This is a genomic window from Arthrobacter sp. BI5, from assembly GCF_056680065.1.
This window is the reverse complement of record NZ_CM155264.1, coordinates 2,644,670-2,660,916: the sequence shown is the minus strand read 5'-3', so window position 1 is coordinate 2,660,916 and position 16,247 is coordinate 2,644,670. Positions and strand designations below refer to the sequence as shown.

At 67.6% G+C, this 16,247-nt stretch carries 14 protein-coding genes; 10 read left to right on the top strand and 4 right to left on the bottom strand.

Going from position 1 to position 16,247, the window contains the following annotated elements:
* Positions 1-75 precede the first annotated feature (75 nt).
* The 7 genes from atpA to AC1MED_RS12190 all read left to right on the top strand — a co-directional run bounded on the left by atpA (position 76) and on the right by AC1MED_RS12190 (position 8,780).
* Complete coding sequence (atpA, locus tag AC1MED_RS12220; RefSeq protein ID WP_346959313.1) at positions 76-1,713, top strand: F0F1 ATP synthase subunit alpha; 1,638 nt, start codon at positions 76-78, stop codon at positions 1,711-1,713.
* A 76-nt stretch (positions 1,714-1,789) separates the two neighbouring features.
* Entirely contained in the window at positions 1,790-2,683 is an 894-nt protein-coding gene (locus AC1MED_RS12215) for a F0F1 ATP synthase subunit gamma (RefSeq protein ID WP_346959170.1), read from the top strand.
* A gap of 82 nt (positions 2,684-2,765) precedes the next feature.
* Complete coding sequence (gene atpD, locus AC1MED_RS12210; protein ID WP_138768903.1) at positions 2,766-4,220, top strand: F0F1 ATP synthase subunit beta; 1,455 nt, start codon at positions 2,766-2,768, stop codon at positions 4,218-4,220.
* Position 4,221: 1 nt separating this feature from the next.
* A complete protein-coding gene (locus AC1MED_RS12205) occupies positions 4,222-4,506 on the top strand; it encodes a F0F1 ATP synthase subunit epsilon (RefSeq protein WP_104172348.1) in 285 nt (94 codons plus the stop codon).
* 10 nt (positions 4,507-4,516) lie between these two features.
* On the top strand, positions 4,517-4,948 hold the full coding sequence (locus AC1MED_RS12200) for a DUF2550 domain-containing protein (protein ID WP_346959171.1): 432 nt from the start codon (positions 4,517-4,519) through the stop codon (positions 4,946-4,948).
* A gap of 5 nt (positions 4,949-4,953) precedes the next feature.
* Positions 4,954-6,294, top strand: coding sequence for an alpha/beta hydrolase (locus AC1MED_RS12195; protein WP_479783504.1), 1,341 nt, complete (start codon positions 4,954-4,956; stop codon positions 6,292-6,294).
* Positions 6,291-8,780, top strand: a complete 2,490-nt coding sequence (locus AC1MED_RS12190) for a bifunctional lysylphosphatidylglycerol flippase/synthetase MprF (RefSeq protein ID WP_479783502.1) — start codon at positions 6,291-6,293, stop codon at positions 8,778-8,780. Before AC1MED_RS12195 ends, AC1MED_RS12190 begins: the two co-directional genes overlap by 4 nt.
* Before the next feature lie 151 nt (positions 8,781-8,931).
* Here the strand turns inward: AC1MED_RS12190 and AC1MED_RS12185 are convergent, their stop codons facing one another.
* From AC1MED_RS12185 to nucS, 3 genes are all read right to left on the bottom strand, one after another.
* A complete protein-coding gene (locus AC1MED_RS12185; RefSeq protein ID WP_011692441.1) occupies positions 8,932-9,135 on the bottom strand; it encodes a cold-shock protein in 204 nt (67 codons plus the stop codon).
* Positions 9,136-9,456: 321 nt separating this feature from the next.
* On the bottom strand, positions 9,457-10,716 hold the full coding sequence (locus tag AC1MED_RS12180; RefSeq protein WP_479783500.1) for an N-acetylglucosamine-6-phosphate deacetylase: 1,260 nt from the start codon (positions 10,714-10,716) through the stop codon (positions 9,457-9,459).
* Between the two features lie 34 nt (positions 10,717-10,750).
* The gene (gene nucS / locus AC1MED_RS12175; RefSeq protein ID WP_479780957.1) at positions 10,751-11,446 is read right to left on the bottom strand and encodes an endonuclease NucS; all 696 of its coding nucleotides are present in this window, start codon (positions 11,444-11,446) and stop codon (positions 10,751-10,753) included.
* A gap of 101 nt (positions 11,447-11,547) precedes the next feature.
* Between nucS and AC1MED_RS12170 the strand changes: the two genes are divergently transcribed.
* Both AC1MED_RS12170 and AC1MED_RS12165 read left to right on the top strand, forming a co-directional pair.
* Positions 11,548-11,922, top strand: coding sequence for an ATP/GTP-binding protein (locus tag AC1MED_RS12170; RefSeq protein WP_346959176.1), 375 nt, complete (start codon positions 11,548-11,550; stop codon positions 11,920-11,922).
* Between the two features lie 59 nt (positions 11,923-11,981).
* A complete protein-coding gene (locus tag AC1MED_RS12165; RefSeq protein WP_479783498.1) occupies positions 11,982-12,779 on the top strand; it encodes an alpha/beta hydrolase in 798 nt (265 codons plus the stop codon).
* A gap of 86 nt (positions 12,780-12,865) precedes the next feature.
* On the opposite strand, the gene AC1MED_RS12160 is transcribed toward AC1MED_RS12165, so the two are convergent.
* Entirely contained in the window at positions 12,866-14,188 is a 1,323-nt protein-coding gene (locus AC1MED_RS12160; RefSeq protein WP_479783496.1) for an AI-2E family transporter, read from the bottom strand.
* A gap of 202 nt (positions 14,189-14,390) precedes the next feature.
* On the opposite strand from AC1MED_RS12160, the gene AC1MED_RS12155 reads away from it, so the two are divergent.
* On the top strand, positions 14,391-16,241 hold the full coding sequence (locus AC1MED_RS12155; protein WP_479783494.1) for a hypothetical protein: 1,851 nt from the start codon (positions 14,391-14,393) through the stop codon (positions 16,239-16,241).
* Positions 16,242-16,247: the final 6 nt, after the last annotated feature.

Sequence of the window (16,247 nt, the reverse complement as noted above, 5' to 3'; positions counted from 1 at the left end):
GCACAACTTACCGACAAGAAACCCCGGTCATCGTGAGCAACGATGATCACGAAAACAGGAGAGCAGGGACTGCAGATGGCCGAATTGACCATCAACGCCGACGACGTCCGTAATGCGTTGAACGAGTTCGCGGCGTCCTACGAACCCGGAAACGCAGAGCGCGTAGAGGTTGGCCGCGTAACAACCGCAGGTGACGGCATCGCCCGTGTTGAGGGCCTTCCCTCGGTCATGGCGAACGAGCTGCTTCGCTTCGAAGACGGCACGCTGGGCCTGGCCCAGAACCTTGACGTCCGCGAAATCGGCGTCATCGTGCTCGGTGACTTCACCGGCATCGAAGAAGGCCAGGAAGTGCACCGCACCGGACAGGTTCTCTCTGTTCCGGTCGGCGACGCCTTCCTCGGCCGCGTGGTTGACCCCCTGGGCCAGCCCATCGACGACCTTGGCGATATCAAGGCCGAGACCACCCGCGCCCTGGAACTCCAGGCGCCCGGCGTGACCCAGCGCAAGTCGGTCCACGAGCCGATGCAGACCGGTCTGAAGGCTATCGACGCCATGATCCCGATCGGCCGCGGCCAGCGCCAGCTGATCATCGGTGACCGCCAGACCGGCAAGTCGGCGATCGCCATCGACACGATCATCAACCAGAAGGCCAACTGGGCTTCGGGCGACGTGAACAAGCAGGTCCGCTGCATCTACGTCGCCATCGGCCAGAAGGCATCCACGATTGCGGCCGTCCGCCAGACGCTGGAAGACAACGGCGCCCTGGAATACACCACCATCGTGGCTTCCCCGGCGTCCGACCCCGCCGGCTTCAAGTACCTGGCACCGTACGCCGGTTCGGCCATCGGCCAGCACTGGATGTACGGCGGCAAGCACGTCCTCATCGTCTTCGATGACCTCTCCAAGCAGGCCGAGGCCTACCGTGCGGTGTCGCTGCTGCTGCGCCGCCCGCCGGGACGCGAAGCCTACCCCGGCGACGTCTTCTACTTGCACTCCCGTCTGCTGGAGCGTTGTGCCAAGCTCTCCGACGAACTGGGCGCAGGCTCGATGACCGGACTGCCGCTGATCGAGACCAAGGCGAACGACGTGTCCGCCTACATCCCGACCAACGTCATCTCCATCACCGACGGCCAGATCTTCCTGCAGTCGGATCTCTTCAACGCCAACCAGCGTCCCGCCGTCGACGTGGGTGTCTCCGTGTCCCGCGTTGGTGGTGCCGCGCAGGTGAAGTCGATGAAGAAGGTCTCCGGTACCTTGAAGCTGGAACTGGCCCAGTACCGCGACATGCAGGCGTTCGCAATGTTCGCGTCGGACCTCGACGCGGCATCGCGCCAGCAGCTGACCCGCGGCGCACGCCTGATGGAACTGCTCAAGCAGGGCCAGTACTCGCCGTTCCCGGTCGAGAACCAGGTCGTCTCCATCTGGGCCGGCACCAACGGCTACCTCGACGACGTTCCGGTTGAAGACATCAACCGCTTCGAGACCGAGTTCCTGGAGCACCTCAAGCACAAGTCCTCCATCCTGACGACGCTGGCCCAGACCAACGTCATGGACGACGACACGGCAGAGGCGCTGAAGACCGCGATCGTGGACTTCAAGAAGGGTTTCTTCGGCGAGGGCGACAGCTACCTGGTCGGTGCGGGGCACGAGGAGTACGCCCCGATCGACGAGGACAAGGTCGACCAGGAAAAAATCGTCAAGCAGAAGCGCTAGTTTCGCTGGCAGGGACTGCCGGAACCCCACCGGGTTCCGGCAGTCCCGGCCACCGGGATCTTAGGAAAGGATAAGTATGGGAGCCCAGATCCGGGTCTACCGCCAGAAGATCAGCTCGACGACGTCGATGCGCAAGATCTTCAAGGCGATGGAACTGATCGCTACCTCGCGCATCGGCAAGGCCCGCGCACGCGTAGCGGCTTCACTGCCTTACGCAAACGCGATCACGCGTGCCGTTTCTGCTGTCGCAAGCCAGAGCGAAATCGACCACCCGCTGGTTACCGAGCCGGAGCAGATCCGCCGCGCCGCCGTCCTGGTCATCACCTCCGACCGCGGCCTTGCAGGATCCTACTCGGCCACCGTGCTCAAGCAGGCCGAAGGCCTCACCGAGCTGCTCCACGAGGAAGGCAAGGAAGTCAAGACGTACGTCATGGGCCGCAAGGCACAGGCTTACTTCGACTTCCGGAACCGCCCCTACGAGCGTGTGTGGACCGGCAACACGGACGCACCGCAGTTCGAGACGGCGCGGGAAGTCGGCGAAGCACTGCTGGAGGACTTCGCCACGGCCTACGAAGAGGGCGGCGTCGACGAGATCCACGTGGTGTACACCCGCTTCAAGTCCATGGTGACGCAGGAGCCGACGGTCATCCGCCTGCTCCCGCTTGAGGTCGTCGAAGAGCAGGCTGCCTCCGAATCGGAGCTCCTGCCGCTGTACGAATTCGAGCCGGAGGCGGAGCAGGTTCTCGATGCCCTGCTGCCGCGCTACATCGAGTCACGTATCTTCGCCGCCATGTTGCAGGCCGCAGCTTCCGAGCTCGCAGCCCGCCAGCGGGCAATGAAATCCGCCGGTGACAACGCTACGGAGCTCATCAAGAAGTACACGCGTCTGCGCAACACTGCCCGCCAGGCTGAAATTACGCAGGAGCTTTCCGAAATCGTGGCAGGCGCCGACGCGTTGAACGCGTCCTAGCCGGCCCGCTACGGACCCAGCTGTACCTGCACCAAAGAACAAACTTAACCGCCCACGCCATCTACTGAGTGAAGTGAGAGAGATGACTGCCACTGCTACCGAACACGTAGCCGCAACGTCCGGTGCCACCGGCCGTATTGCACGTGTTATTGGCCCGGTTGTCGACGTCGAATTCCCGGCTGACGCAATCCCCTCGATTTACAACGCACTCACCACGGAGATTACTCTCAACGGTGAGACCAAGACCATCACCTTCGAAGTTGCGCTGCACCTCGGCGACAACCTCATCCGCGCCATCTCGCTGCAGGCGACCGACGGCCTGGTCCGCGGCACCAACGTGGTGGACACCGGTGCCCCGATTTCCGTGCCCGTCGGCGACGGCGTCAAGGGCCACATCTTCAACGTGCTGGGCCAGCCCCTGGACGTGACCGAGTCCGAGCTGCAGATCAGCGAACGCTGGCCGATCCACCGCAAGGCTCCGGCCTTCGCAACGCTGGAAGGCTCGACCGAGATGCTGGAGACCGGCATCAAGGTGATCGACCTCCTCACCCCGTACATCAAGGGTGGCAAGATCGGTCTGTTCGGTGGTGCCGGCGTCGGCAAGACCGTGCTGATCCAGGAAATGATCACCCGTGTTGCCCGCAACTTCGGTGGCACCTCGGTGTTCGCCGGTGTTGGCGAGCGTACCCGTGAAGGCAACGACCTCTGGGTTGAAATGGAAGAGGCCGGCGTCCTCAAGGACACCGCCCTTGTCTTCGGCCAGATGGATGAGCCGCCGGGAACGCGTCTGCGCGTGGCCCTGTCCGCACTGACCATGGCGGAGTACTTCCGCGATGTGCAGAACCAGGACGTGCTGCTCTTCATCGACAACATCTTCCGCTTCACCCAGGCAGGCTCCGAGGTTTCCACCCTCCTCGGCCGCATGCCTTCGGCCGTGGGCTACCAGCCCAACCTGGCCGACGAGATGGGCCTCCTGCAGGAGCGCATCACGTCCACCAAGGGCCACTCCATCACCTCGATGCAGGCCATCTACGTTCCCGCAGATGACTACACCGACCCGGCTCCGGCCACGACCTTCGCACACCTCGACGCGACCACGGAACTTTCCCGTGAAATCGCCTCCCGTGGTCTGTACCCGGCCGTTGACCCGCTGACGTCGACCTCGCGCATCCTGGATCCGCAGTACATCGGCCACGACCACTACAACACGGCCGTCCGCGTCAAGCAGATCCTGCAGAAGAACAAGGAACTCCAGGACATCATCGCCATCCTCGGTGTCGATGAGCTCTCCGAAGAGGACAAGATCGTCGTGTCGCGTGCACGCCGTATTCAGCAGTTCCTCTCGCAGAACACCTACACGGCAAAGCAGTTCACCGGTGTCGAAGGCTCCACCGTGTCCATCAAGGACACCGTGGAAGGCTTCACCGCGATCTGCGACGGCGACCTCGACCACATCGCAGAGCAGGCGTTCTTCAACGTCGGCGGCCTGGATGACGTAGAGCGCCAGTGGGCCAAGATCCAGGAACAGACCAAGTAATATGGCTGAGCTTGAGGTTGAGATTGTCGCAGCGGACCACTTCGTGTGGTCCGGAGCGGCCAAGATGGTCAAGGCCCGCACCAGCGATGGTGAAATCGGAATCCTGCCCGGCCACTCGCCCCTGCTGGCGATTCTGGCCGAAGGTGAACTGGCGATTGAGCCGGTGTCCGGTGACCGCATTGCTGTAGTCGTCGACGGCGGGTTCTTCTCCGTGGACAACAACAGGGTCGTCATTGTTGCTGACAACGCCCAAATGGGCGACGCGGCTACTGCGGGGATCCGCTAGCCCGACCTTGATGAACGTTACTGGTTTTCCGTTCATCGTCCTGGCAACCGTGTTTGCGTTGCTGGTCTTTGCACTGTGCCTTTCCGGGGTGCGCCGCTTCAATCTGCGGCGCGCCCTGGGCACGGTGGACGCCTCCATCTGCGTGGCTGGAAACAGCTGGCAGATGGGGGTTTGTCGTTATCAGGACAACGACCTGGAGTGGTTCCGCCTCGCCTCGCTGAGCGTGCGGCCGAAGCACACCTTCCGCCGCAGCTCGCTCGAACTGCTGGGCCGGCGTGAACCGACCGAATCCGAACTGGTCAAGGTGCAGCCCGAGACCGTGATCGTGGAACTGCGCTATGAGGGCCGGGACGTCCTGCTGGCGATGCGGTTCGACGCCTACACCGGGCTGTCCTCCTGGCTTGAGGCCGGACCCGTCATCGGCGTCGGCACCTGGCGCTAGTCCCGGTGGGTTTCGCCGAGGACCTCCGGATCGTCGACGGCCCGGTGCTGTGGGCCGCGTGGGCCGCCGGAATCGCGGGCGCCCTGTACCTGCTTTGGCCGCGCGGCCGGCGGCGCACTCCGGCGCTCCACGCTGCTGCCGCCGCACTCGCCGCCCTGGTTCCCGCCGCAGCGCTTGTCCTGGGCGTGCACTGGTTCTTGGTCTACGCCGTGGCCGTCTTCCCGGACGTGCTTCCGTCCGAGGTCCTCGGCTGGTCCGTTCCTGCCGTCGCCGCCCTGCTGCTGGCGCTGCACCGCGCCTGGAGAAACTGGCGCGCCCGGCCGCGGCCCGCCCGCCCCGGCTTGCCCATGACGGCGGCCGCTGCCGCCTTCGCCGGCGTCCTGGCACTCTCCGCGGTGCAGATCAACGGGTATTTCGGCTTGAACCACACGGTCGGCGACCTCACCGGTTCCGCCGTCGCGCGGATCCAAAGCCTCGCCGACGAACACAAGCGGCGGCCGGGGGAGCGGGCCGCGAGCCTGGCCGGCTGGACGCCGTCGGGACCCCTGCCCGCGGCCGGACTGGTCCGCAAGACCTCCATCCCCGGCACCGAGTCCGGGTTCCGCAGCCGGGACGCCTACGTGTACCTACCGCCCGCCTACCAGGACTCCCCGCGGCCGGCGCTTCCGGTACTGGTGCTGTTCGCCGGCCAGCCCGGGGGACCCGCGGACTGGCTCACCGGAGGTGCCCTGCGGAGCCGGATGGACCGTTTCGCGGCGGCCCACCGGGGCGTGGCGCCCGTGGTGGTGGTGGTCGATCCCAACGGGAGCCCCAACGGCAATACGCTCTGCATGGACAGCAAGATCTCGCAGGCCGACACCTTCCTGGCCCGGGACGTGCCCGCCTGGATCCGCGGCACCCTCGACGTGGATCAGGATCCGCGCAAGTGGGCCGCCGGCGGCTTCTCCTTTGGGGCCACCTGTGCAGTCCAGATGGTGACTCGGCACCCCGGCATCTACAGCGCGGCGCTGGCTTTCTCAAGCGAGGAAGAACCGGCCCTCGCCAAGGAACGGCACAAAACGGTGGAGGCGTCGTTCGGCGCAGACACCGGCGCCTTCGAGCGGCAGACGCCGCTGCACCTGATGCAGCAACAGCGTTTTGACTCCAACGCCGCCTACTTCGCCGCCGGCGAGCGGGATACCCAGTTCGTCGGGTACCTGCACGTCCTCTCCGGCGCCGCACGCTCGGCAGGTTTTTCGGTCCGGGAACGGATTGTCCCCGGCACCGGACATTCCTGGGAGGTCGCCGCCAGGGGCCTGCGGGGCGGCCTTGATTTCCTGGCTCCGCGGTGGGGGATCACCCGGTGAGGCGGGGCTTTCGCCGCATCGGACGGCATCTGAAGACGGTCCCCTTCTCGCTGGCGTTCCTTGCGGCCTTCCTGGCCACCGGCGTGGTGTCCGGCAGCGTCCTTGCCGGCCCGCCGGAGTCCCTGCTGGAGGCCGCATCGGTCAGCGCCCCGGGGCTGCAGGGCGGACTCTGGTGGACCATGTTCAGCTCGCTGTTCTTCGCGACCAACCCGCTGGCCTACCTGGCGGCATCGCTGATGATTCTTGGATTGCTGGGCATTGCCGAACGCCGGCTCGGGTCGCTGCGCACCGCCGTCTTTTTCGCGGCCGGGCAATTCGCGGCCGTGACCCTGTTCCTGCTCGCCACGCAGCTGGCGCGGTTCGCCGGTGACGGCTGGCTCGGCGCCATGGTCGGGGCGCGGCTGATCGGCCCGTACGCGGCCATCCTCGCTGTGACGCTGGCAGCCTGTGCGCTGCTGCCTGCCTTGTGGCAGCGGCGGCTGCGCACCGCAGTGGTCTCTGCCGCCCTGCTGCTCGTGCTGTACGTCGGGCATCCTGAGACGGTGGTGGGCCTGGCCGGCGCCGTGGCCGGACTCATGGCCGGCTGGTGGATCCAGGATGACAGGGGCACGCTCCACCGCCACCGCTCCACCGGCCGGGAGACCCGTAACCTGCTGGCACTGACGGTGGCCATCTTCGCCGTGGGTCCGCTCATCACGGCGGCAGTGCGAAGCCCCACCGGACCGCTGGCGCTGCTGCGCGAGATGGTGCTCAACCCGCTGCCCACCTTGGGCCAGCTGGAACAGAACTGCGGCGCCGGCGCCGACATCGGCTGCCTCGGGGCCGGCCGGGAGGGGTACGCCGGCCCGCTGGGTCTGGCCCTTGCGGTGGTTCCCGTGGTGCTGCTGCTGATTTGCGCCGACGGCATGCGGCACGGACGGCGGCTGGCGCTGCGGATCGCCATCCTGGTCCAGCTGGGCGTCACTGCATTGGCCAGCGTGTACCTGACACTGTTCGCCCGGATCCCGCATAACCCCGCCCGGGCCCACACGGCCGTTATGGGTTCGGCCGTTGTGCACGTGCTGCCGCTGGTGGCCGTCCCGCTCGCGCTGGTGCTGCTGCTTGTTGCCAACCGGCGCCTGTTCCGGGTGGAAACTTCACGCAGGGCCCGCCGTATCCTGGCGCTGGCCGTCGCGGGGACCTTCCTGGTGCTTGCGGGCGGCTACACCGCGGCATGGTTCGCCGCCGGCGGCCTGGAGCGCGACGGCGGCTGGCTCGGCCTCGCCGCCGAGCTGGCCCGGCAGTACCTGCCGCTGCCCATCCCCGGCACCTACAGCCGCGTTTTCCAAAACCGCAATGCGGTCGAGGCCTTCCTCTTCGCCTGGTCCGGCATCATTTTCTGGGCCGTGGCGCTGGCCGGTGTCTGGTTGGTCCTGCTCCGCCGGCACCACGGCACCGACGCCGGGACCGGGGACCGTGAAGTGGCCCGGGCCCTGATCCGGCAGGGCGGTGACTCGCTGTCCTGGATGGCGCTCTGGGAGCCGAACAGCTACTGGTTCGCTCCGGAGGCCCGCGGGGGAGTGGCCTACCAGCGGCACGGCAACGTCGCGCTCACGGTAGGGGGACCTTTTGGACCGGCAGCGCACCGTGCGGACGCAGCCCTGCAGTTCCTGAACTACTGCAACGAGCATGCGCTGATTCCGGGCTTCTATTCGTGCACGGACGAGCTCTGGCCGCTGTTGGAGGCCCGCGGGTTCCGCCGCGTTGCCGTGGCACTGGAGACCCGGCTGGCGGTCCGTGAGCTGACTTTCAAGGGCAAGGAATGGCAAAACGTGCGTACGGCCCTGAACCGGGCGGCCAAGACCGGTGTCCGCGCCGTCTGGGGCCGCTACCGCGAGTTCCCGGCTCCGCTGCGGGCGCAGTTGAGCGAGGTGTCGGAGGAATGGGCTGCCGGCAAGTCCGTCCCGGAAATGGGATTCACCCTGGGCAGCCTGGACTCGCTCGAGGACGAGGAAGTGCTCTGCTGCCTCGCCGTGGACGCCGGGGGCCGTGTGCACGGAGTGACCAGCTGGCTGCCGGTCTTCGACGGCGGGCGGCTGGTGAGCTGGACGCTGGATGTGATGCGCCGGCGCGGAGATTCTTTTCCCGGTGCCATGGAGTTCCTGGTCGCCTCGGCCGTGCTGGAGCTCCGTGATTCGGTGGAGGTGATCTCCCTCTCCGGCTCCCCGCTGGCCAGGGAGGAGCCGCCGTCGGACGGCGCTGGCCCCCGCGACGGCGAGGGCCTCGCCGGAATACTCGATGTGGTGGGCCGGGCGCTGGAGCCGGTGTACGGATTCCGGTCCCTGGCCGCATTCAAATCACGGTTCAAACCGGAGTACCGCACCCTGTACCTGTATTACCAGGACCCATTGCAGCTGCCCGCGATAGGCCGTGCGCTGAGCCGGGCGTACCTTCCGGACCTTTCGGTCCGCCAGAGCGCCCGGCTGCTCCGCACCCTGGTGCGCTAATTCTGAGGCCGCTGCGATTTAGCGGACCGCCGGCATTACGCCACAAACAATGCGGCGGCGCGCGCCATTCAACAGCAAAAAAATGATCCCCGGCAATAATGCCGGGGATCATTATCCGAGCGGACTGCCGGCGGCAGTCCTGCCGGGGAGACTAGACCAGCGTGACGCCGGTAGCCTGGGGGCCCTTGGCGCCCTGGCCGATCTCGAACTGAACGCGCTGGTTCTCGTCGAGGGTCTTGAAGCCGCCGGTCTGGATTTCGGAGTAGTGAACGAAGACATCGCCGTCGGAGTCATCCGGGGTAATGAAGCCGAAGCCCTTTTCAGCGTTGAACCACTTGACGGTTCCCTGTGCCATTTAATTCTCCTCATTGTGGATCTTGAATAAGTCCGGCGCACTTTGCACCGGCCTTGGTCACTCTGCGAGAAGAACCGTGGCGTCCGCCCGGATTGACCGGGCCTTGGCGGCAGGAGCTTCACGCTCGCAACATGTCTTGCGAGCATGAAAAACACCTACACAAAGACTGGTACAAGAATTTCACGCCGCCTGCGTCAGGTCAACGGGCCCGGCGCATAAATGGCATAAATTTTATGTAAAGAGTTCATGAACGACTTCGCGGCCCTGGAAAGCCGCCGGCGAGGCCGGCCGCGGCCCCATAGGCGCCGGCCGAAAGACGCATTAGGAAAGCGCATCCAGCCATTCCCCCGAGCGCATTACCCGGAAAAGGTCCAGCCCGGAATTGACGACGACGGCGTCCGCGCGGAATCCGCGGCGCAGCGAGCCGAGTTCGGCGCCGAGCCCCAGGACGGCGGCGGGAACCGCGGTGGCCGAAAGGACGGCGTCGGTCAGCGGAACACCGGCCGCCACGGTGCGGCGCACCACGTCCAGCATCGTGGCGGTCCCGCCGGCGAGGGCGCCGCCGTCGTCGAGCCGTGCGACCCCGGCGGCGACGGTGACCGCGGAGCTGCCCAGGGCGTATGCGCCGTCGGGCAGACCGGCGGCTGCCATGGAATCGGTTACCAGCGCGATGTTGGCCGCGCCCGCGAGCTGGAACACCGTGGCTACGACGGCCGGGTCCAGGTGGGTGCCGTCGGCGATCAGTTCCAGTACCGCGGCCCCGCCGGCCGCGCTGCGCAGGCAGGCGGTGACGGGTCCCGGCGCCCGGTGGTGCAGGGGAGGCATGCCGTTGAAGAGGTGGGTCACCGTGGGCCGCGTGCCGCGCGTGGGCACCCCGGCCTGACGCGCCCCGGCCTGGCGCGCCCCGGCCTGTAAAGCCTCCCCGGCGGAGCCCAGGGCCGCCGCGGCCGTGGCATCGTCGCAGTCCGTGTGCCCCAGCGAGGGCACCACACCGTGGCGGGCCAGCTGCCGGGCCAGGGCTTCGGCGCCGGGCAGCTCGGGGGCGAAGCTCATCGTGGCGAGGGTGCCGCGTGCGGCGGCCACCAGCTCGGCGAGGAGTTCCGGATCGGGATCCCGGAGGAAGTCCGGGTCCTGCGCCCCGCAGCGGGCCGCGGCGAGGAAGGGTCCTTCCAAATGGATACCGGCGAGCAGGCCTTCACCGCTCAGCCGGGCGTGCAGGGCGATCCCGCGCAGCAGCGACTCCCGGGAGGCGGTGACCAGGCTGGCCAGCAGGGTGGTGGTTCCGGCACGGTGCAGGAAGTCGATGGCTTGCCGCGCCGGGGCCTCCTCCCCGCCGGGGAAGTCGCCGCCGTAGGCGCCGTGGCAGTGCAGGTCCACCAGGCCGGGAAGGATCAGGGCCCCCGGCGGCAGCTCCAGCGCCGGAACCCCGCCGAACCCTGCGGGCCCGGGTGTGAAGCCGGCAGCTGCTCCGGCGTAGGCGATCCGGCCGGCTTCCACGGCCACGACGGCGTCACGCTGCGCGGCCCCGTCGCTGACCACCGTGCCGTACAGGAGGTGCCGGCCGGCCGGCTCGAAGTTCATTCTCAGAGTCTAGGGCGCGGCCCCCGGCAGGGTCTCAGAAGAGCCGGGACTCGCTGTCGTCAACGCCGCGCATGGCGTCGTAGTCCAGGGTGACGCAGTCGATGCCGCGGTCGTTCGCCAGCACCTTGGCCTGCGGCTTGATCTGCTGCGCGGCGAAGATGCCGCGCACCGGCGCCAGCAGGGGATCGCGGTTCAACAACTCAAGGTAGCGGGTGAGCTGCTCGACGCCGTCGATGTCGCCGCGGCGCTTGAGTTCGATCGCCACGGTGGCGCCGTTGGCGTCGCGGGCGAGGATGTCGACCGGACCGATCGCGGTGAAGTACTCGCGGCGGATCAGCGAGAAGCCGGCACCGAGGGTCTCGATCTGCTCCGCGAGCAGCCGCTGCAGGTCCGCCTCGACCCCGTCCTTGATCAGCCCGGGATCCACGCCCAGCTCGTGCGAGGTGTCATGCAGCTGTTCGTGGATGTTGATGATGAGCCGGTCGTCGGTTTTGGTGGACTGCACCGTCCATTGCTCGATCACGCCGACTTCGACGTCCACCTCGTCCGGCGTGGAGACCCGGAGCCTCGCCGGCGGACTCATCCAGTTCAGCGGCTTGTAGGATCCGCCGTCCGAGTGGACCAGGACCGAACCGTCGGCTTTGACCAGCAGGAGCCGGGTGGCGAGCGGAAGATGGGCTTTGAGCCGGCCGACATAATCTACGGAGCAACGGGCTATGACTAAACGCACCCGGTCAACACTACCGCCTGGTGCGGCGCTTCCGGGAGCCGTGGCGGCCGGCCGGTGGCCCGCGGGGCGCGTGAGCAGCCGGGCTGGGGCAGAATGGAGGCATGCCGCGTTCCAACCGTCCCCGCCGCGCCGTGTCCGGCCACGCTCCCGCAGGGAAGGGCGGAGGGAAAGGGGCAGGGCGGGCCGCCGGCAAGCACGCCGCCGGCCCCGCACCGGAACTGGACCTGGAACGCGCCCGGACCGGGATTGCGCGGCGCGAGAGCGCGCCCGACGGCGAATGGGTCGTCCGCTCGATCTCCGCCAGCCGGGCCGGGAAGACATATATCTGCCCGGGATGCCACACCAGTGTGCCACCGGGGACCGCGCATCTGGTGGTCTGGTCCGAGGATCACATCTTTGGCGCGGCCGCAGGCCTGGCCGAGCGCCGGCACTGGCACTCCAACTGCTGGACCTCGCGCAGCTACCGGTACCGCTGACGGCCTTCGGTACGGCCCGCAAACGGCCAACCCTGCCCGGTTTCGCTAAGCTGGAGGGCATGACTTTCGACCCGGCGTCCTTCGAGTTCAGCCAGCCTTCCGCGCCCACCGCCATCCGTGCCTCCACCGTGCTGCCGGCCCGCCGCGAAAACGTGGAACTCCGCACCGCAGACGGACACCGGCTGGTCGGCGAACTGGCGGTTCCGGAATCCGGCGACATCAAGGCGACCCTGATCACGCTGCACCCGCTGCCCACCCACGGCGGATTCATGGACTCCCATGTCTACCGCAAGGCCTCCTACCGCCTTCCCGCCCTTGCCGGCATTGCGGTACTGCGCTTCAACACCCGGGGGACGTCCTCGCCGCGCGGCACCAGCCAGGGCTCCTTCGAGGAAGGCATCGGCGAACGGCTCGACGTCGAGGCGGCGGTGCGCTTCGCCGTCGAGCGCGGACTGCCCAACCGCTGGCTGGTCGGCTGGTCCTTTGGCACCGAACTCGCGCTGATGTACGGCGCCACCGAGCCGGTGGCCACCGAAATCGAAGGCGCCATCCTGCTCTCGCCGCCGCTGCACCGCGCCACGGACGTCCATCTCAAGGAATGGGCCGCGTCCGGCAAGCCGCTCAAGGTCCTGGTCCCGGAGCACGACGACTACCTCCAGCCCGCTGCCGCCGCGGAACGCTTCAGCCTGGTGCCGCACGCCGACGTCGTGGGCGTCGACGGTGCCAAGCACCTGTGGGTGGGGGAGAAGTACGCCGGCCGGGTGCTCAACGAGATCGTGGCCGAGGTGCTGCCGGGCGGGGCCGCCGCTGCGCTGCCCGAGGAATGGGACGGCCCGGTCGCCACCGCCCACGCCTGAACGCGCCGCCTGCGGAAATCCGCTACGCAAACGGACAGCCGCTACGCGGGCCCACGTAGCGGCTGTCCGTTGACGTAGCGAAAACGCTAGTGCTTGTCCTGGCGCACGATGAAGATTTCCTTGACCAGCAGCATGACCGCCGCGGCCGTGGGGATGGCGATCAGGGCCCCGAGCACCCCGAGCACGCTGCCGCCGGCGATGACCGAGATGACGGCGACCGCGCCCGGGACCGCCACGGCCTTCTGCATGATCCGCGGGGAGATGAAGTAGGCCTCGAACTGCAGGTAGGCGAAGTAGCAGATCGCGAAGACCACGGCCGTCTGCCAGCCCGCGGTGAGCGCGATCAGGGTGACCAGGACCCCGGCAATCATGCCGCCGACCAGGGGGATAAAGGCGAGCAGGGCCACGACAAAGCCGAGCAGCAGGGCAAACGGGACACCCACGACCGACATCACGATGAAGGCGAAGGTGGCGTTCAGCAGTGCGACGCAGACCTGGCCGATGACGTAGTTGCCCACCGAGCCGGTGATCTCCTCGGACAAGGCCTCGACCCGGGCGCGGCGCGAGCGCGGCGCCAGCCGGTAGCCCCACTTCTTCATGGCCGGCATGGCGGAGAGGAAGTAGAGGCTCAGGACCAGCACGATCAGGGCGCCGAACAGGCCGTTCGCCACGGTCGTGCCGAAGCCGACGACGCCGCCGAAGATGCCGCTCATGGCCTCCGGATTGTTGACGAACTTCTCCAGCTCCTGGCTGATCCGGTCGCGGACGCCGAACTGGCTGTCCACCGTGCGGAAGAAATCGGAGTCGATGAAGTCCTGGATCCAGTGCGGCGCCTCCTGCACGACCTGGGTCACCTGCTGGACGATCGTGGGGATCAGGGTGGCGAAGAACCCGGTGACGGCCAGCGCCAGGACGGCTACGGAGACCAGGATTCCCGCCGGCCGCGGCACCTTCTTGCTTTCGAGCCAGCGCACCACCGGGTCCAGGCCCAGGGCAATGAACAACGCGGTGACAATCCAGAGCAGCAGCTGGGTGGTGTTGGAGCCGATCCAGTACACCAGCAGGGCCGCGCCGACGCCGACCGTGCCCATAAAACCGACGTAGAGCGGGTGCTGGGACGACATCCGGGGCCCGGGGTTGCCGAACCGTGCGGTGCTCTCCGTGTCCGGACCGGCTTCGACCTCTTCGTCCTGCCCGGGCGGCAGCTCGGGCGGCATCTCGAAACGTAGCCGCGGCTGGGCGCCGGGCAACGGCTGGCGCAGCCGGCGTGCCATGGACATCAGGAAACCGGCAGCGGCTGCGCGCGGGGTGGAGAGCTGGGTGGCAGGCTCCTGCGGACCGTGTGGCTGGCTGCCGGATTCCTGGCTGGCGATTTGTCCTGCGGGGGACGAATCCGTGGGTTCAGTCACTGCGTCGAATGCCCTTTTTCTCTGTTAAATCCCTGCGAAACCGCGGTTGCGTGCCGGGTGTGATGATCACCGCAAACACTATCAGCCGCCTTGTCAACTGGCGGGTCAGCGGTGGTGGGCGGGGCCGGGGAGGGGCTTGACAACGTCCCCGATCTGACTCTCAGGTAACAAAACGGTTACTGTTAAAGCTACGTGTCCGCTGATGATAGGTATTATTTTGCGTTTCAAGACTGCAGTTGCACTAGTGCTGCTCGGCCTCCTGACACTGCTGGCAGGCATCGGCCAGAAGACCGTCTGGGCTCCGGCCGAGACCGTCACCGCCACCGCGCCCGCCGGCGGGACCGCTGCCCCGTTGACCGTCATTGACGAGAAACTGCGCACCCTGCACGGCGGCACGGTAAATATCCAGGTCAAGGGGGAGGGCAACTTCATCCTCGCCGCCGGCCGGCCCGACGACGTCGACGCGTGGGTGGGCAAGACCGCCCACAACACCGTCTCCGGCGTCTCGGAGGACGGCAAGTCGCTGCAGCTTGACCACGCCGACGGCGAAGCCACCGCGCCGTCACCGGCCGGGTCGGATCTGTGGGTGACCACGGAGAACGCCAGCGGCACCCTCGACTACTCGTGGACCGCGCCGGCCGACGGCGACTGGGCCCTCCTGCTCGCCTCCGACGGCAAGAAGGCCGCCCCGTCCTCGATTTCGATGACCTTCCCCAACGACACCTCCACACCGTGGGCTATTCCCCTGATGGTGCTGGGCGGACTGCTGATCCTGGCGGGAGCCGCACTGCTGCTGCTCAAGCCGGCGCGCGGTACCAAGGACCGGAACGGCTCCGACGGTTCCACCGGCGGCCCCGGCGGCCCTGCGAAGGGCAGCCTCTTTGCCCGCCGCGCCCAGGCGAAGGCCCAGGCGAAAGCCAAGGCCAAGTCCGCAGCCGGCAACGCAGCCCCTGCCGGCGGCGCCGCTGACGGCAACCCGGCCCGTAGCGGCAACGCAGCAGGCAGCGCTGTAGAGAACAAGCCGGCCCCGTTCGCCGTCCGCCGCCGCTCCGGCGCGGTGGCGCTGCTCACCGCCGTCGCGGTAGCGGGCACCGGCGTTGCGGCGCAGGCCAGCCAAAGCCCCGCGCCGTCGCCGAGCGGCTCGGCCTCTTCGGCCGCCGAGGACGCCGCCGCCCCGGTCCTGCTGGACGCTCAGTTCCGCCGCATCCTGGAACAGGTTTCCAGCGCCGTCGACGCCGGCGACGCGGCCAAGGACGCCGCCAAGCTGGCGCCCCGCGTGGGCGCGAGCGAGCTTGAGGTACGCAAGCAGAACTACAAGATCCGTTCCAAGGTGGGCAGCTACGAGCCCCGCATGCCGGTCCGCGCCACCAAGCTCCTGACCACCGTGGTCAGCAACAAGCGTGCATGGCCGCGGTCCGTGATGGCCGTGACCCAGGGTGACGGCAACGTAGTTCCGCAACTGCTGACCCTGGTGCAGGCTTCGCCGCGGGAGAACTACAAGCTGGTCGGGGCCACCCCGCTGCAGCCGGGCACCACCTTCCCGGGGATCAACCGCGGGGGCACCGAAACCCTGGCCGCCGCGGATAAGTCCGGCCTGCTGTACAGCGGCCAGGAAGCACTCTCCGGATTGGCCGACCGGCTGACCAAGGCCGACTCCACCTTCAAGGACAAGCTCATCGAAGGGAAGTCCTCGCCCTACATCGCGGACACCCTGGCCTACCAGAAGGACGTGGTGAAGTCCGGCGCCAACGGCAAGTTCGCCTTCACCCACAAGGTGGTCCCGGCGGACACCGTGGTGTTCCGCACGGCCGACGGCGGCGCGCTGGTCCTGGGCCGGCTGGATTTTGCCCTGGACGGCACGCCGAAGAACTCTGGCGACAAGCTGACGATCGGCAACGACGCGGCGGCCCTGGCCGGCGGCAAGGAAACGAGCACCGGCATGGTCCTGAACTTCGCCGAGTCCGTGGCCGTCTACGTGCCGCCGACCGGATCCAAGGACCCGATGAAACTGGTGGCCGCAACGCGCGGCCTGGTCGGGGCGAAATTCAAGTAGCCCGCG